This is a genomic window from Paenibacillus sp. FSL H7-0703 (genome assembly GCF_038003485.1).
GTDB classification, from domain to species: Bacteria; Bacillota; Bacilli; order Paenibacillales; family Paenibacillaceae; genus Paenibacillus; species Paenibacillus polymyxa_B.
The window spans coordinates 4,155,931-4,172,974 of the sequence record NZ_JBBOPF010000001.1; the positions used below are offsets into that span (position 1 = coordinate 4,155,931).

A 17,044-nucleotide genomic window follows, 5' to 3' on the forward strand; every position below is an offset into this window, starting at 1 on the left:
AATAGGGGGAGTTATGATCAATATAGATGCTAATATCATAGCGGATATGAGGCGTTTTAATCGATTCTATACGAATATACTGGGTGTTTTAGATAGACATGTGCTGGACAGCGGATATTCCTTTACCGAGGCCCGTGTCATTATAGAGATCGGGTTGATCGAGCCCTGTATTGCGAATACTCTAGTCGAATCTCTTAAAATTGATCGCAGCTATATGAGTAGGATCATTGCAAAATTTTGCAAAGAGGGCTTTCTTGTTAAGGAAAATTCAACGTTGGATAATAGAACAAATCTGATTCGTTTGACTCCTAAAGGAAAAGCATTCTACAACCAACTGAATGAAAGGTCTGATGAACAAATTCTAAAATTAGTTCAAGGACTTTCAGAAGAAGAGATTAAGGAATTACATGCTTCTATGTTGTTAATTCAGAAGAAATTGGATAATTTGGAGAGGATACAGAATGATACGATTTGAATGCGACTATACCGAAGGTGCTCATGAGCGCATATTAAAGCGACTACTGGAGACTAATGATGAACAAACTCCAGGTTATGGTGTCGACGATCATTGTGAAAAAGCCAGAGCATATATTAAAGAAGCATGTGACTCCCCAAATGCGGATGTACACTTTTTGGTTGGAGGCACACAGACCAATACCACCGTCATTTCTTCTATTCTGCGTCCGCATCAAGGCGTCGTTGCGGCAGTTTCTGGACATATTGCCGTACATGAGACCGGAGCGATTGAAGCTACTGGGCATAAAGTACTTACTTTGCCAAGTGATGATGGGAAAATCCGGGCCGTGCAGGTAAAGGAGCTGTATGACGCTCACTGGAATGATGCCGCTCCTGAGCATAGTGTACAGCCCGGGATGGTTTATATTTCCCAACCTACTGAAAATGGAACGATTTATAGCAAATCAGAGCTAGAAGCATTAAGTAGAGTCTGTCAAGAGTGTGGTTTACCACTGTTTATAGATGGAGCCCGATTAGGCTATGGCTTGGTGGCCGAAGATAGCGATGCATCTTTAGCAGATATAGCACAGCTTTGCGATGTGTTTTACATTGGCGGGACAAAAATTGGAGCATTGATGGGAGAAGCAGTAGTCATTCTAAATGATACATTGAAAAAAGATTTCCGATATATGATCAAGCAAAAAGGAGGACTGCTGGCTAAGGGAAGAATGTTGGGCATTCAATTTGAAACTTTGTTTGAAGACGGTTTATACGTTGAAATCTCCAAACACGCTATAGATATGGCAATGCTGCTTCAAAACGGATTATCTGAGCAAGGTTTTTCTTTTCAATACCGTTCTACAACCAATCAGCAGTTTCCGATTTTACCAGATCGTATACTAAAGGCATTGGGTGAAAAATATACTTACTCCTTTTGGGAAAAGGTTGATGATACACATAGTGCAGTTCGATTCTGTACCAGTTGGGCTACGAAGAAAGAAAATGTTGAAATGCTGATTCAGGATATTAAAGCATTGCAATAAAAGTCATAGAAAGAGTAATTTATAATTTTAAAGATGGAGAATGACTATGGAATAGCCATACTTCGTTGCATGCATTGCAGCGAAGTATGGCTTTTTTGTGCATTTTACTTATTTCAAAGCGGCTTGTCTTTAGTTCCATGAAAGAGCAAGTGGATATAAAAATGGAAAAACAAGACAAGAGCGGAGGTATAAAATTGGAGTCTAATTCTTTACACTGAATATCTACCGAACCTGCTTGCGGTACTGAAGAGGGGAGAGCCCGGTTATTTTTTTGAAAATTTTATTAAAGTGGGAAGCATGACCGAACCCCACTTCCTCTGCAATATGCTGGATTTTGTCTTTGGTGGTTCGGAGTCTGGTTTGGGCCGCTCTGACCCTCACTACGCGGATGTATTCGCTGAAATGAAAACCAGTCAACTTTAGAAAGATACGGCTTAGGTAAGCTGGACTAATGAAAAAGCAGGCGGACACTTGTTCGAGAGTTAACGGTTCATTGTAATGATCCTGAATAAAAGAAGAAATTTCCGTGATTTTCTGATGCATGGGATGAGAGGAAACAGGTTCACTACGCTCGATCGATTCCGATCGGTGCACCAGGATAAGCATTTCCAACAGTAAATGCTGTACGCAACGGTCATGCAGAGGCTGCTTATTCCTGCATTCGGTATTCATCTGTAGGAATAAACGTTCAACCTCCACTTGCTCTCTCGCAGGTAAGCGAAGTAACGCGGATTGCTGATACGGCGGCAGGTCAAGAATGTCATGATCCTGCTGTGGGAGAAATGTCGGAGAAAAATGAATCAAAATGCGCTCTGTTTCCTGCAATTGCGTACTGGCAGTAGAGTGCAAGTCATGAGGAAGGATGAATATCAGATCCCCCTTGCGAGCGGTGTATACCTTGCCATTCATAAAATAGATGCGTTCGCCTCGCAGTAAGAGATACAGCTCATAGTTCTCGTGGACATGAGGCCGGGGCATAACTGTGAAACCGGTACGATAGATGTGATGAATGGAGAATTGTTGTTCGCCAATGACATATTTATCTTCTTTCATTTCATTCATGTGCTTCTTCCTTTACAAATTAAGATAAGTAAGCGCATTCATATACCAACAGTATATATGACAACCTGCCAATGATAAAAGCAGAAAAGATTGATGAAGGGAGGTGAAGGCGCTTCTGAACGTCTCGGATCGTGTTTTTATAAAAATATGCGCTGATGTGGAAGAAAATCTTAGGGAGGAAACAGAATATGAGCAAGCAGCGTACATGGAAAAAGGTGCTATGTAATGTGGTTGTGGGTTCATTGTTGTTGACCTTGTGCCCACCACTAATCCAAGCGGAGACTGCGGTAGGAACAGAGATCGCAAAGGTGGCAAAAGTGGCGACGGATATTCCGGCGTTTCCGGGGGCGGAGGGTGGCGGTAAATATGTTACCGGTGGACGCGGAGGTGAAGTGTATGAGGTTACCACGCTGGCAGACTACGGCAAAGGGGAACAGATCATACCCGGATCTCTTCGCGCAGCGGTCAGCTCCGATAATCGGACGGTCGTATTCCGGGTGGGTGGAACGATTCATCTCAAGGAGCCACTTAAAATTTTGGGAAACAACCTGACGGTTGCTGGTCAGACAGCTCCTGGCGACGGTATAACTGTAAGCGATTACACAACAGGGATTGATGCAGATAACGTCATTCTCCGTTACCTGCGTTTCCGATTGACCGATCGTCACTCCAGTGAGGATGACGCGTTAGGGGCCAGATACCATAAAAACATAATGATTGATCACTGTTCCTTTAGCTGGTCGGTGGATGAGGTACTGAGCCTGTATGACAACGTCAATACAACGGTACAATGGTCCATTGCGTCCGAAAGTATGCTAATGACCACGCACCAGAAAGGTCGCCACGGCTATGGCGGCATATGGGGCGGACGAAATTCCACCTATCATCATAACTTGTTGGCTCACAATGCAAGCCGTAATCCGCGTTTTCCAACCGATAAAAAACAAATTGACGCTGTGGAAATGACCAATAATGTCATTTATAACTGGGGATTTTTCTCTTCATACGGCGGCGGTGAAGGATCGTATAATGTGCTAAATAACTATTATAAGTATGGCCCCAACACATATCAGGACGTTCGCGGTCAAATTTTTGTAGACGTAGGTAGTAAAAAATATAAAACACGCATCTTTATTGGTGGTAACTACATGTACGGCAATGACTCGGTTACGAAAGATAACTGGCAGCTTGGCACATCCATTGGGTCAATTATTGATCCTTCCACCCGTTTGGCGGAGCCGATTGAAGTCAGAGGGGAATACGACAACGGAATTTCACCGGATGCGTATGGTCCATATCAAGCGACGGATGCACAAACCGCATATAATGAAGTGCTTGCCGGCTCAGGAGCCACGCTGCCAAGAAGAGATGCGGTGGACGCCCGAATTATAAATGATGTGAAGAATGGAACGGGTGCGTTTATTAACTCCCCGCGTGAAGCAGGGTGGATTTACGACGATTATAACGTAACGACGACGGAGCTTTCTGACAGTGACCATGATGGAATGCCGGATGAATGGGAACGTGCCCATGGGCTGGACCCCAATAATGCAGATGACCGTAACGGTCAGGGGCTTGCTGGCACAGGGGCGTATGCTCATTTTGCCAAGGGTTATACGAATCTGGAGGTCTATTTAAATGATCTTATTGAGAAGCTGTCGAATGGAAATGAGGTGGACAATCCAGAGGCCGTCGTTCAGGTGTCGGATGCAAACGGACGTGCACTAAAGCATAACGATATTTTGGAAGCAGGACATGATGCGACCATAACTGCAACGGCCAAGGACCAAGATGGCATTGCTCACGTTGAATTTATCATTGATGGTAAACTTGTTGGTAAAGTAGAGACCGCGCCTTATCATCTCGATTGGAATCATGTAACAGACGGTACCCATAATATTATTGTACGGGTGACCGACCGCAAGGGGACTGCTGCATTTTCCAATCCTGTTACCATTCACGTCAATACGACTGCGCCATCGGGAAGTTGGCTCAGCGAAGAGATTGGCTCTGAGGGCAACGATGGTTATATAAAAGGGCATACTCAGGTCTTAAAAGAAGATACAAGCGGCAGCAGAATACGACTGAAGTCAGCGGGAGATGTTGACGGTAAGGCAGATATTTTCCATTATGCTTATCAAAAATGGGAAGGTGACACTGAAATTACAGCCCGTGTGGAACAAATTACCCCGGTGGATGATAATGCCGAAGCGGGTGTAATGATTCGTGAATCGCTGAAGCCTGGATCAAAAATGGCCTTTATGTCTTTAGCATTTGTTAAATATGGCAAACAGGGTATTCTTATCAGTCGTGATCAAACGGATGGTAAGACGAAACGTGCGTCAATGGAGACGTTTATTGCAACGCCATATTCGGTTCGTCTGGTACGACAAGGACAAAAGGTTACGGGCTGGGTATCCGCAGATGGTGTGACGAACTGGGAGAAGGTTGGTGAAACTGTTATAGATGTGCCGGATAATCAGCCGCTATTGTTCGGGTTGGCCACCGATGCATCCAAACAACAAAACGATGTATGGAATTACAATACGTCGGAATTCAGCAATGTCACCATCCGCAACCTGACAGACTCAGGAGGAACTCATCCCACTAGTGTGGTGGTAGCGACCTATGGCCCTGCTGACTTTACATCTCTCCAGGCAGCGATTGATGCAGTCCCTGACGACAGCAACACAAGGACAGTTATCCATCTCAAAAACGGTACGTATCGTGAAAAAATAAAGGTGAATTCCTCCAAAAAAAATCTGAGTATTATCGGAGAAGATCGCGACAAAACGATCATTTCTTTTGATGATACGGCCAAAACCGTGGTGGACGGAAAAGAATTAGGAACAAGCAACAGCTATACAATGCGTGTGCAAAGTCCCGATTTTGTGTTGGAGAATGTCACGGTTGCCAATACAGAAGGAACTGGGCAGGTGCAGGCTGTAGCGTTATATGCCGAAGGCGATCGTGGTAAGTATCATAATGTCAAAATTACCGGCCTACAGGATACGTTGCTTGTGAACCGTGGCAGACAGTATTTCAAGGACAGCTACCTCAGTGGCAGTGTAGATTTTATATTTGGCAATGCACCTGCCGTGTTTGATAATTCGATCATACACAGCCTGCGTGCTGGATATGTGACAGCAGCTTCAACAGAAGAGAACAAGCCGGGCTTTGTATTTATTCAATGTCGGCTGACAACAGAAAATGGCTTGACAGGCAAGGTGGATCTCGGACGGCCATGGCGCCCTTACGCTCATGTTACTTTTTTGAAGACCTATATGGATGACCATATCAAGCCGGGCGGCTGGAACAATTGGGGCAAGGAATCCAATGAGCAGACCGCAAGATTTGGAGAGTTTGACAACTTTGGGCCAGGTGCAGAAAGTAGCGGGCGTGTACCTTGGGCCAAACAGCTTACCGCCGATGAAGCAAGCCAGTACACCGTTGAAGCTGTTCTGAGCGGGACAGACCATTGGGATTGGCGTCTTTAAATTTGATGTTCAATGGTTAAGCGGGGCAAGCGCTTCTAGCGTTCAGCCTCGCTTATTTCTATAGTTTGAGTAGAGGATACATACTTAATTTTCGGTGTTGAAAATACTTGTTTATATGGTAAATGTTTGCTATGTTAAAAGTGCATTTATTTCAAATTGTAATTTATTATTGATTTGGAGGTGTAAGGTATGGCACGTGTGTTAGTAGTGATCACGCCTGCTGAAGGCCATGTTAATCCGACACTAGGATTAGTGAAAAGGTTGGTAGACAGTGGGGAGGATGTTGACTATGTGTGTACGGAAGAATATCGTACGAGAATTCAACAGACAGGAGCACAGATGATCACCTACCCTTTTGTTGATGATGCTTTTTCTAAAGACTCTGATTTAAAGCCAGCAGAATACAAACATCATTATCAATTTGTGTACATGATGGTAAAAGGTATGATTCTTCCGATTATTCCAGAGGTTTTGAGAGTTATTGAAAACAGAACCTATGATTATTTAATCTATGATTCTTTGATGGGCTGGGGAGGAACGATTATTGCAGAGAAGCTAGGAATCCCTGCTGTGTGCTCTATCGCTTCTTTTGCTTTCGTAGAGCCGTTGGGATCGGGGCAAGGCATGAATGACAATGATCCGGAGGTAAAAAAGTTGTACACGGCTACGATGCAAATAACGCATCAACTAGCTAATGAGCTTCAGGTTGACGCTCCGGCTATAGAAGAGATTGCTCCTCATGGCGGGCGCTTAAGAATCGTTTATACAAGCCGCTATTTTCAACCGCAAGCCGAAAAACTGGATCACAGTTTTATTTTTACAGGTCCTTCTATTGTACCGCGTAAAGATGCTCCATCTTTCCCGTTCGAACAACTTCGTGTTCTGCATCCACAGGCGGTTTACATTTCAATGGGTACTATTTTGAATAAAGACTTGGAATTTTATAAGCTTTGTTTTGCAGCATTTCGCGATTTGCCTGTGCAGTTTGTGCTGTCTTCAGGCAATTATACAGACATGGAGCCCTTGGCCCCGTGTATCCCTGACAATTTTATAATCAAGCCTTATATTCCGCAATTGGAAATGCTTCAGCATGTGGACGCTTTTGTTACACATGCGGGGATGAACAGTACAAGTGAAGCCCTATATTACAATGTACCGCAGGTCATGATTCCTTTAACATCGGATCAGCCGATCGTAGCCAGTCGGGTGCAGGAACTGGGAGCGGGTGTTGTTGTGGATAAAAATGAGCTTACACCCGCTAGTTTGAGAGCTGCCTTATTAGCGGTATTGAGTCATCCAACCTATAAAGAACAGGCTCATGTGATCGGTGAATCATTACGCCAGGCTGGTGGGTATAGACATGCTGCAGATACAATTATGAGTCATTTCTCCACCATAGAAAAATAAGGCGCAGTCTATATACTGTGATTCCTTTCTTTTAAAGCAGCAGATTTTCCAAACTCTAATTTCTTTGAAATCGCCAGGAGACCCAGGGAGCAGATAATTAGGGCCAAACATACCCAATAGGTGTTTCGGTAACCCATCCATTGAGCGGTTAATCCGCCCATCAAGCTCCCTACCAGTCTTCCTATGGTTGTCGCATTGGAATATAGCGTCGATGCGTACCCTGGAAGAGAGGGTAACAAATCCTGCATGTAACTAATGCCAATGGCAGAAATCACTGCAACAAAGAAAGCTAGAAGAAGCTGTCCCACGAATAGCTGCCACATCTCCGTAGACATAAGGACAAGGATATAATAGACAACTCCTGTTAATGCCCCTAAAAATACAAGCAAACGGTTGGAGTATTTAGCTGCTAGTACGCCTAGCATGAGCATCAAAGGTATTTCTAAAATGGCACAAATACTGGATACTAGAGCAACGTCACTCGTGTCACCTTTTAAATTGTGAATGATGAACAAAGAAATATTTAAACTGTTCATCCAGTGAGACGTATAGAGCAGAGTAAGAACTAAAAAGGGGATCAGAATCTCAATATTTTTATGTAATGTAATGTTATGAAGTGAAAGTTGATTCTTATGTTTAAGCTGAGCGGGAGGCTGCTGGATAAAAAAGAATAAAAGAACAGCAATAAGAACAAAAATAGAGGTCGTCCCCATAAAGATACCCTTAAAGCCCGTATGTGCAATCAAAAAGGAACCAAAAAGCGGCCCGGTAATAAATCCAAGAGAAAACATAGACCGAAGTGTTGAATTAGCAAAGGCGTGATCCGCAGATTTACTGCGATCTACTGCTTCACGTGCACTGGCAAATAACTGCGGCATCCCAGGAGCACCAATGGCCGTAAAGATCGTCATATAAACAAAAAGTACATAAAAATTTTGGATTACAAGATATCCTGCAAAGGCTATGGCATTAAATAACGTACAAATCACCAAAATTTGTTTACGATCTAATCCGGTATCAGAACGTTTGGCAATCAGAGAGCTTATCCATATGCCACAAATCAAAGTTACCGCTGTAAACACACCAAAGGTTCCCACAGATACGCCAAGTGTACTTGTAAAATATACAGCTAAAAAAGGTGCGCTGATGGATATAGCCATGCCTTGCAATAACATGCAGATCATGAACAATGGGTAGTTAGGGATAACAAAAAGATTCTGAATACGCTTTAGCATTTCATTTTTACACTCCTTCCGAATACATACCTATCCCAACCAAACTATATATGACTTTAGCATAATTTGTACTTTACTTGGTGTAAAATATTATATATTATTTTTCACTTTGATGAGCAGGTCAATATACAGGCAAAGATACAGTAACAGGCTAAGCGTCAAACTCTCCACACCTTCAACTCCTAACCTAGCTATGAGATCATGAGATTAACCTGACTGTTCCGCTGTCTTCCGGTAGTCATGATCGTGGGCAAGACAGTAAAGAACAATGTCTATTCGTTCCTGATGATTGGTAGACCGCCCCTTGCTCATAGCTTTCGCTCCCCCATTCCGTACAACTCATAGCGATGTCGCCATTTCACTAAGGTGGTAACGCTGATGTTATGTTTTTTTGCTACTTCCACACGGCTGCTCTGTCCTGCTTTTAACTCCTGTATGATGGCTAGTTTCTCAATCGCATTGTATGCGTTCTTCTTAGACAAAGGAAAACTCCCCTTCAAGTAGCGGTTATTTATTAAACCTGCCTACTTGAAGGGGAGCATATCAAAATCAGTAGCCTGTTCCGTAATTTATAATAGCGAGGTTACGAACTTCACCTCCGGAAAGCGGCTATCCGGTCCTTTCATTAAGATTCCGCCTTGATTTTTCAGATACCTATCGAAGAAATCCAGCATATAGGCATTGATAACGGAGTTCGCTCTTTCGGGCGCAATCTTTCCTGTAATGCCCAGCATTTTGAAAATCGGAGAAATGAACTGTACGTCGGCAAAATTCAAATGCTCCGTATTTTCGATATAGAGGACTTGTCCCCCTTCGTCGACCGTTTCGCGCATCCGTTCAAGCTCCAACTTTTTATCTTCCGTTACTTGATCCTCCCACTCTCTTGTTGAGCCCATACGGTTAAGCTCTGCATCCGTGTAGACCCGGTTATCCATCACCATTTTTAATTTTTCGAAATAGCTTTCCGAGTTGATGAACAAAAACGGCTTTCGCAGACCCTCTCTGTCACGCAGTCGATAAAGCCCTCCATCAAGGTCTATTCCAACCGCGATTCGCGGATCGTAAGAAGCGTCATAGGCCGTCGCTCCGCCGATGGAATGACCGAACACCCCGACATGACCGAGATCAATCCTCCCTTTTAGATGACTTAGAATCTGCCCCGATTGGATGAGCTCGAATTGGTCCAGCGCAAACGCCACATCGCCGGTTAAAACTTTTCCCAACTTGTCGCGATTTCCTCTACTCGTCTGGTAATCATGGGCGGGCGAGAATAAGTCGTTGGTTGTGCTGGTCGTGATTCGCCCGTCCGGAAACTCGGTTGCAAATGTATTGTAGGTGTGGTCGATCACTGCCACGATATATCCATGACTCGCGAGATTTTCGGCTTGCGACGTGTGGAGGAACCTGGAAGAGCCATTGCCGGGATTCGCAAGGATCAGCGGGTATGAAGTCTGTGCCGAAGAGACTTCGGCCCCCGAATAAGCATGACTGGATACGTACTTCAGGTGTTGAAAAGTAAACCCGGGAAGGCCATAGTCCGCGGCCATATAACGTAAAATCTGGGTATCGGGAATAAAGGGAGCGTACTTGTCGGTGCCAGCTTGAGCCGGATACCATACCTGAACCATCAATTCCCTTTTGCCTGTCGCAGTTTTGCCAAATGTTTCCTCCCGGCTTGGATCGATGAAATGAAAGACTTGCGTGCCTACCTTCAACTCGCCGGTTGGCGCCGGAAAGTCGAATACGGGAAACACATAGAGGAAGCACGCCGTTGCGATTAGCCCAATCACGATAAAAAGGCGGCCCAGCACCCTACGGATTCGCGAGGCAGTCCGAACGACTTTCAGCGTTATGAAAACGTCTATAAGCGAGAGCATAAGCATCAGGATCGTAAATCCGTATAAAAATAAAAGCTGAACCCTGTATCCTTCGACAAGCAAATGTATCACTAAAAAAATGGAGCCTGCTCCGCTTGTCAGGAGCAAAGCTGGTCTTCGGATACGTTGATTGATAATGAACAGGAGTGCCAACAAACAAGCACTTGAAAAGAATAGCAGCATTTCAAAAAACCTCACGCCAACTCCCCCTTAAAAATAATCCTATCAATGGATTAGTATAGAGGAGCAGCTAGGTTGATACCATTGATCTAGATGACAATTGCCTAACACTCTTGTAAGATTGCGCGATGATGGCGCAGAAAACGGCATGTAATGTGCTGATTCCTGCCTTTCGGCCGGGGTCCGGAAAGGAATGCCCATCCGCCGCATGTCATGGCCAACGGATGTTGACAGGTGGGGGGCTATTTGACGCTTAACGTAACAGGAGTGGGATGTAGATATGTATGTGGAATTATCCTGTAGGATTTGCTTTAAAGGCTGAACCGATCTACGAACTGCTTGATCAGTTCATTCAATAATCCAGCGGCCTTCGTAGGAAGGCGATGATCAGCTTTCTTAAGGAAAACCAGCTCACTATTTGGTAATTGTTGATGCAATATTTTGGCATAGGGATGAAAGTGCTTATCTTTTTCACCATAAACGAGCAGGACAGGAAGATGGATTTCCCCGAGCCGTGAGGTGCAGTTGTACTTCAAGCTGTATCGATAATATTGTTCGACATTCCTGGGATTTCCCTGCTTCGCATCGTTGAATAACTTACGGAATAAAGATAGCTGTTTCGTTTGTGACCAAGCATTAGAAAGGGCAATCGTACCGATTGTGCCGATTTTGGAAAGAGCAATGCCCAAAGAAATTTTATTTCTTAGTCGCCATTCGTTTACTTCCGACATTCCACTGATAACAATGCCTCCCCATGCCCGATCTGGATAAGTCAAGAGGAATTCAAGTACTATCGAGCCCCCGGTAGAATATCCACACAGAAATACTTTATCAAGGCTCATCCGGTCCATCAAATGTTTAATATCCAGGGCGATGAGAGGGTAAGTAACCGTTTGCTCGGAAGGCTGACTTTTACCGTGTCCTCTGATATCAAAAGCTATAGTTCGAAAATGGGGCGAGAGTCCTTGAATTTGGTATGTGAAATTTAAGCTTGTGAGTACTGGAGGGTGAATGAATAGGATGGCCATTCCTTCACCGGAATCCATATAATGCATGGAGTATTCGTTTATGTTTGTCGTAGTCATGGTTATGCTCCCTTCCTGAATGGTTTGATCTTAAATTTGGCCTATTAGATCCAAAAAATTCATGGAGGTCTAACTTTAATTGCTTGTATGAGATACCTTTGTCCCGATGATCCAATGCAGGAATAATATTTTTAGTACAAGAAAAAAATAAGAGGATCAAGTTTTTCTAAGAAAGGGACACATACATGGGTATGAAAAATAAAGTTACCATTGCAGTAGTGCTAAGTTTATTGTTGTTGATCTTGGGCTGTAGAGCGGACTCCAGTCAACAGTTAAAACAACAGAGTGTGAAGCCACCTATCACAGTAAATCAAATGGGCAAAAAACCTGTCATTGTGATCTTGATTGATTCGTTAATGGATAAGCCTTTGCAAGACGCGATTCAAGCAGGCCGCGCACCGGCAATGCAATATCTCCTGAAACATGGGCAATATTTCCCGCAGGTAGTGAGTTCATTTCCTACGATGTCTGTGACAATCGACAGTACATTATTAACGGGAACGTATGCAGACCAACATCATGTGCCTGGACTTGTTTGGTACAGCGACCAAAAGAAACGCATGATTCTCTACGGCAATGGTGCCAAAGAAGCCTTGAAGATAGACCAACTGCAAGTATTCTTAGACGCAATTTACCAATTAAACCAAGTTCATTTGAACAAAAAAACGAAAACCATACATGAGGAATTGGCTGACAAAGGTAAAGAATCCGCGTCCATCAATGCTGTTGTCTTCAGAGGGAAAACGAAACATGCCTTAAAGGTGCCTGACTTCATAGCGAATAGCAACAGGGTGCCAGAAAAAATGATAGTAACAGGACCTAAATGGTTATCTTATGCAGCTCTGGCACAATTGAATCCGAAAAATAGCTGGAATACTCCTTTGTGGAAAAAATTTGGGATGAACGACGAATTTTCCGCAAAAGATACCGCTTTTCTAATAAGTCAGAAGAAACTTCCAGACGTAACCATCACATACTTTCCAGAGAATGATAATTTGGCGCATAGAAAGGGCCCGACTCAACTGGAGGGAATCGAAAAAGCGGATCAAGCACTGCAAACTGTGTTGAATGCATATGGTTCGTGGGAACAGGCTGTAAACAATGCGACATGGATTGTCATGGGTGACAGTGCGCAAAGCGCTATTTATAATGATCGACAGGTAGCAACGGTTGATTTAAAGTCGCTTTTGAATCATTACCGGATTGCAAAATTAAATCAACCAGTAAGAAACGATGACCAAATCGTGATTGCCGCTAATGAACGGATGGCCTATATCTATGCAATAAACGATAACGTAGAGCTATCCGATGTGGTGAAGTCTTTACAAAAGGAGAACAAGCTCGACATTATCGCTATGAAAGATGGTACAAACCATATTCATGTTACAAAGGGGAAAAATGGTGGCCTGTTTTCTTATCGTCCCGGTGGGAAATTGACCGATGAATATGGACAATCATGGACATTATCGGGTCAAACAAATCTAGTGGATATTACGATAAACAACAACCGGATCAAATATGGAAAATATCCAGACGTTTTGGCGAGGTTACACGGGGCAATGAATTCACATGAAGGAAGATATGTTGTCGTCACGGTCCAACCCGGATATGAACTCGTCGGTGAAAGTTCTCCCACCCACATCGGTGGAGGTGCTCATGGATCGCTGCACGAAAAGGATTCCCTTGTCCCATTAATTATTTCCGAAACGAATACACGCCCCAAAACACTGCGAATTGTGGATATAAAAGACTGGATTCTGCAATTGGTAAACGAATAAGTATTATTCGGTTCTTGATATTAAGATTGAACTCCATTAGCATATAAGCATGTAGTTATATAACCGGAAGGGGGTCACACTTTGGAGCAACTTGGTTATGTAGCCGATCATTTAAAGCTACTGGGAGATAAAAACCGCTTGGCCATGCTTTCCCTGCTAAGAGAAAGAGAATGGTGTGTTTGCGAATTTGTAGATATCTTTGATATGTCGCAGCCAGCAATTAGCCAACATTTGAGAAAATTAAAGTCGCAAGGGATTGTAAAAGAAGAACGACGAAGTCAGTGGGTATACTATTCCTTAAATGTAGACGATAAGCCGCATATTCAAGCTGTTCTTGAGAGTATGCCAGACTCTAAGCAGATTTTAAAAGGGCTGAATAAAGAGGAGCCGATCGCATCTTGTGGACCGGATTCCTCAGCTTGTTCATCCTAAAGGCTACTCCGTTTATATCCTTGGGGATAAACGGTGTTTTTAATATAAGTATATGTTTATAAGGTAATGTAATGGGGGTTTAAAACATTGATTTTGTTGGCATGCATTATATTTTTAGCCACTTTAGTGTTGGTGATCTGGCAGCCTAAAAATTTGTCCATCGGATGGTCTGCCTGCGGCGGTGCCATACTCGCCTTGCTGGTGGGTGTCGTCGATTTGCATGATGTTTGGGAAGTTACTCATATTGTCTGGAATGCGACACTGGCTTTTGTAGCCATTATTCTGATTTCGTTGGTGCTTGATAAAATAGGCTTCTTCGAATGGGCGGCGCTTCACATGGCACGAGCTGCGCAAGGAAGCGGAACCCGGATGTTTGTTTATGTGACCATTCTTGGCGCCGTTGTTGCTGCTTTTTTTGCGAATGACGGTGCCGCCTTAATACTGACACCGATTGTACTGGCGATGGTTCGGGCACTTAAATTGGATGAGAAAATGGTGTTTCCTTTTATCATAGCGAGCGGTTTTATTTCAGACACGACGTCGCTTCCGCTTGTGGTCAGCAACTTGGTTAATATTGTGTCAGCCGATTTCTTTGGGATCACCTTTATGGAATATGCGAGTCGCATGATTATACCTAATTTATTTTCTTTAGCAGCCAGTATAGGAGTACTGTATCTCTTTTTTCGTAAAAGGATTCCTAAAACGTTTGATGCGACACAATTAATCAGGCCTGCGGAAGCGATTAAAGATCCAAAGATGTTCCGTATGTCCTGGATCGTTCTCGCGGTTTTGTTCGTTGGCTACTTTGCATGCGAATTTTTTAATATTCCCGTTTCGGTGGTGGCCGGTATTATTGCTATCTTTTTCTTATTGATGGCGCGTAGAAGCCCTGCAGTGCCGATGAAAGAAATCATTAAGGGCGCTCCATGGGCTATCGTATTTTTCTCCATCGGAATGTATGTTGTGGTGTATGGTCTACGTAATGCCGGTTTGATGGATCTGCTGGCCCATGTGATTCAAGCGGTTGCCAATCAAGGTATGTTTGTGGCCACCATGGGCATGGGTTTTATTGCGGCGATTATCTCGTCGGTCATGAATAACATGCCTACAGTCATGATTAATGCGCTTGCTATAGATGCCACCCATACAACAGGTATGGTCAAAGAGGCACTGATTTATGCTAACGTCATTGGGTCGGATCTCGGGCCGAAGATAACCCCAATCGGTTCGTTAGCCACATTATTGTGGCTGCATGTGCTTCGTTCGAAAAACGTGAAAATTTCTTGGGGGACTTATTTTAAAACGGGTATCATCTTAACTATTCCTACACTTTTTATGACCCTACTGGGCTTATATCTGTGGTTAATCATTTCATAATTGAACATTGAAGGAGACGGTAATGATGGAAAAGAAGAAAATTTACTTTTTGTGCACTGGTAATTCTTGTCGCAGTCAAATGGCAGAAGGCTGGGCCAAAAAATACTTGGGAGACCGTTGGAATGTATACAGTGCGGGCATTGAAGCACACGGCCTTAACCCTAAAGCGGTGCAAGCGATGAATGAAATAGGGATCGATATCTCCGGTCAAACTTCAGATATTATAGATCCTGCTTTGCTGAACAGCGCGGATTTCGTTGTGACCTTGTGCGGAGATGCTGCTGATAAATGTCCTATCACACCTCCGCACGTTCGTCGTGAACATTGGGGGTTTGATGATCCGGCTAAAGCACAAGGAACAGAAGAAGAGAAATGGAGCGTATTCCAGCGTGTACGGGATGAAGTTGGGGCTCGTATTCGGAAATTTGCGGAGACTGGTGAATAAACAAGGTGCACAGCTATAGTATTTCAAACAAGCACGCCTCCTTAAAGAGGTGGTGCTTGTTTGGCGTTTTTTTCCTTCACAGAATACTCTTCCAGTACCTTTGTTTTATCTCCATAGATCCTATCCAAATGATCTTCTCCCCATAAGCAAAAACGATCAAGCAGATCTTTAAAATCCCATCCATATTCACTAAGCTCATATTCCACTTTGGGGGGAACTTGGTTATAAATGATGCGGTGGATGATTCCATCCTTTTCAAGCTCTCTAAGCTGTTGGGTGAGCACTTTTTGGGTGATTTTCGGAATGAGTTGACGAAGTTCGTATGTACGTTTTCTGCCGCTGGTTAAATGATGTAGGATAATGCCTTTCCACTTTCCACTGATGACCTCCAAAGTTGCATCGATCCCGAGCATATAGGTTTTGGCTTTGTCTTCCATAGACTTTCCCCCTCTCCGACCTGTAGTACAAAAGGCACTAAGGAACCTTAAAGTACCTACAGTACATTGAAGTGCGTACTTCACACTTTAATGTATAACATCCATAATAGCATCTGTAGACAGGGTTCAACAATTATGAGGAGAAAGAAGGTTACGGATACATGAAAGTTCTATTGGTCGTCACGCATCCTAGAGAAGATTCACTTACTCTTGCGGTCATGAATCGTTTTGTAGAGGGATTGAAAGAGAATAAGCACGAGGTAGATATTTTGGACTTGGATCGGGATGGATACAATCCGGTGTACAGCGCTGCAGATGAGCTGGATTGGAATACGCCCCATAAACAATATGCTCCTGAAACACGGAAAGAGATGGATAGAATAGTGGCTGCGGATGCTCTAGTCTTTGTGTTTCCATTATGGTGGTATAGTGTCCCGTCCATGCTAAAAGGATACCTGGATAAAGTGTGGAACATAGGTTTACTTCAGGAGTTCACGACAAAGCAGGTTCTGTGGATGTGCTTGGCGGGAGGGACGAAAGAACATCTGATCAAGTATGAATATCACGATTTGGTTACTAATTATTTGAATAAAGCCATTGCTGGTTACGCAAGAGTAAGAGAGTCCAAGGTGGAGTTCTTCTATGATACTTTGTCCGAATCGAAAGAATACATTGAAGGATTACTGGAGCACGCTTATCAATTAGGTCTGGCATATAAGTGAATTCTATTCTG

General features: G+C 43.6%; 15 protein-coding genes. 9 read left to right on the forward strand and 6 right to left on the reverse strand.

Annotated features, from left to right (window positions below):
• The first annotated feature begins 13 nt into the window (after positions 1-13).
• On the forward strand, positions 14-475 hold the full coding sequence (locus tag MHB46_RS18390) for a MarR family winged helix-turn-helix transcriptional regulator (protein WP_013312065.1): 462 nt from the start codon (positions 14-16) through the stop codon (positions 473-475).
• Positions 462-1,499 carry a threonine aldolase family protein gene (locus MHB46_RS18395; RefSeq protein WP_341163050.1) on the forward strand — a complete coding sequence of 346 codons (1,038 nt, stop codon included), beginning with the start codon at positions 462-464 and terminating at the stop codon, positions 1,497-1,499. Before MHB46_RS18390 ends, MHB46_RS18395 begins: the two co-directional genes overlap by 14 nt.
• 222 nt (positions 1,500-1,721) lie before the next feature.
• On the opposite strand, the gene MHB46_RS18400 is transcribed toward MHB46_RS18395, so the two are convergent.
• Positions 1,722-2,561 (reverse strand): helix-turn-helix transcriptional regulator, encoded by an 840-nt coding sequence (locus MHB46_RS18400; protein ID WP_341163051.1) that lies wholly within the window; start codon positions 2,559-2,561, stop codon positions 1,722-1,724.
• A 188-nt stretch (positions 2,562-2,749) separates the two neighbouring features.
• Here MHB46_RS18400 and MHB46_RS18405 point away from each other — a divergent pair, with 188 nt between their 5' ends.
• Together MHB46_RS18405 and MHB46_RS18410 are read left to right on the forward strand one after the other, a co-directional pair.
• Complete coding sequence (locus MHB46_RS18405; RefSeq protein ID WP_341163052.1) at positions 2,750-6,058, forward strand: pectinesterase family protein; 3,309 nt, start codon at positions 2,750-2,752, stop codon at positions 6,056-6,058.
• Positions 6,059-6,247: 189 nt separating this feature from the next.
• A complete protein-coding gene (locus tag MHB46_RS18410) occupies positions 6,248-7,465 on the forward strand; it encodes a macrolide family glycosyltransferase (protein WP_341163053.1) in 1,218 nt (405 codons plus the stop codon).
• A gap of 8 nt (positions 7,466-7,473) precedes the next feature.
• Here the strand turns inward: MHB46_RS18410 and MHB46_RS18415 are convergent, their stop codons facing one another.
• The 4 genes from MHB46_RS18415 to MHB46_RS18430 form a co-directional block, all read right to left on the reverse strand.
• A complete protein-coding gene (locus MHB46_RS18415) occupies positions 7,474-8,700 on the reverse strand; it encodes a sugar efflux transporter (protein ID WP_341163054.1) in 1,227 nt (408 codons plus the stop codon).
• Between the two features lie 308 nt (positions 8,701-9,008).
• Positions 9,009-9,182, reverse strand: coding sequence for a helix-turn-helix domain-containing protein (locus MHB46_RS18420; protein ID WP_341163055.1), 174 nt, complete (start codon positions 9,180-9,182; stop codon positions 9,009-9,011).
• An 87-nt stretch (positions 9,183-9,269) separates the two neighbouring features.
• Positions 9,270-10,775: an alpha/beta hydrolase family protein gene (locus MHB46_RS18425; protein WP_341163056.1), complete on the reverse strand. Its 1,506-nt coding sequence runs from the start codon at positions 10,773-10,775 to the stop codon at positions 9,270-9,272.
• 293 nt (positions 10,776-11,068) lie between these two features.
• Positions 11,069-11,842, reverse strand: coding sequence for an alpha/beta fold hydrolase (locus tag MHB46_RS18430; protein WP_069290455.1), 774 nt, complete (start codon positions 11,840-11,842; stop codon positions 11,069-11,071).
• A gap of 185 nt (positions 11,843-12,027) precedes the next feature.
• On the opposite strand from MHB46_RS18430, the gene MHB46_RS18435 reads away from it, so the two are divergent.
• From MHB46_RS18435 to arsC, 4 genes are all read left to right on the forward strand, one after another.
• Positions 12,028-13,620, forward strand: coding sequence for an alkaline phosphatase family protein (locus MHB46_RS18435; protein WP_341163057.1), 1,593 nt, complete (start codon positions 12,028-12,030; stop codon positions 13,618-13,620).
• Positions 13,621-13,701: 81 nt separating this feature from the next.
• On the forward strand, positions 13,702-14,052 hold the full coding sequence (locus MHB46_RS18440; RefSeq protein ID WP_160789908.1) for an ArsR/SmtB family transcription factor: 351 nt from the start codon (positions 13,702-13,704) through the stop codon (positions 14,050-14,052).
• Between the two features lie 87 nt (positions 14,053-14,139).
• Positions 14,140-15,429 (forward strand): arsenic transporter, encoded by a 1,290-nt coding sequence (locus tag MHB46_RS18445; RefSeq protein ID WP_245248335.1) that lies wholly within the window; start codon positions 14,140-14,142, stop codon positions 15,427-15,429.
• 25 nt (positions 15,430-15,454) lie between these two features.
• Positions 15,455-15,874 carry an arsenate reductase (thioredoxin) gene (gene arsC / locus MHB46_RS18450; protein ID WP_160789912.1) on the forward strand — a complete coding sequence of 140 codons (420 nt, stop codon included), beginning with the start codon at positions 15,455-15,457 and terminating at the stop codon, positions 15,872-15,874.
• 41 nt (positions 15,875-15,915) lie between these two features.
• Here the strand turns inward: arsC and MHB46_RS18455 are convergent, their stop codons facing one another.
• A complete protein-coding gene (locus MHB46_RS18455) occupies positions 15,916-16,311 on the reverse strand; it encodes a winged helix-turn-helix transcriptional regulator (protein ID WP_025721442.1) in 396 nt (131 codons plus the stop codon).
• 161 nt (positions 16,312-16,472) lie between these two features.
• Here MHB46_RS18455 and MHB46_RS18460 point away from each other — a divergent pair, with 161 nt between their 5' ends.
• Complete coding sequence (locus MHB46_RS18460) at positions 16,473-17,033, forward strand: NAD(P)H oxidoreductase (protein ID WP_160789910.1); 561 nt, start codon at positions 16,473-16,475, stop codon at positions 17,031-17,033.
• Positions 17,034-17,044 lie beyond the last annotated feature (11 nt).

Coding starts and splice junctions, on each gene's coding strand:
- MHB46_RS18400 (WP_341163051.1), bottom strand. CDS start 2,561: ATGAATGAAATGAAAGAAGATAAATATGTCATTGGCGAACAACAATTC.
- MHB46_RS18455 (WP_025721442.1), bottom strand. CDS start 16,311: ATGGAAGACAAAGCCAAAACCTATATGCTCGGGATCGATGCAACTTTG.
- MHB46_RS18390 (WP_013312065.1), top strand. CDS start 14: ATGATCAATATAGATGCTAATATCATAGCGGATATGAGGCGTTTTAAT.
- MHB46_RS18405 (WP_341163052.1), top strand. CDS start 2,750: ATGAGCAAGCAGCGTACATGGAAAAAGGTGCTATGTAATGTGGTTGTG.
- MHB46_RS18460 (WP_160789910.1), top strand. CDS start 16,473: ATGAAAGTTCTATTGGTCGTCACGCATCCTAGAGAAGATTCACTTACT.
- MHB46_RS18395 (WP_341163050.1), top strand. CDS start 462: ATGATACGATTTGAATGCGACTATACCGAAGGTGCTCATGAGCGCATA.
- MHB46_RS18410 (WP_341163053.1), top strand. CDS start 6,248: ATGGCACGTGTGTTAGTAGTGATCACGCCTGCTGAAGGCCATGTTAAT.
- MHB46_RS18430 (WP_069290455.1), bottom strand. CDS start 11,842: ATGACTACGACAAACATAAACGAATACTCCATGCATTATATGGATTCC.
- MHB46_RS18415 (WP_341163054.1), bottom strand. CDS start 8,700: ATGCTAAAGCGTATTCAGAATCTTTTTGTTATCCCTAACTACCCATTG.
- MHB46_RS18435 (WP_341163057.1), top strand. CDS start 12,028: ATGGGTATGAAAAATAAAGTTACCATTGCAGTAGTGCTAAGTTTATTG.
- arsC (WP_160789912.1), top strand. CDS start 15,455: ATGGAAAAGAAGAAAATTTACTTTTTGTGCACTGGTAATTCTTGTCGC.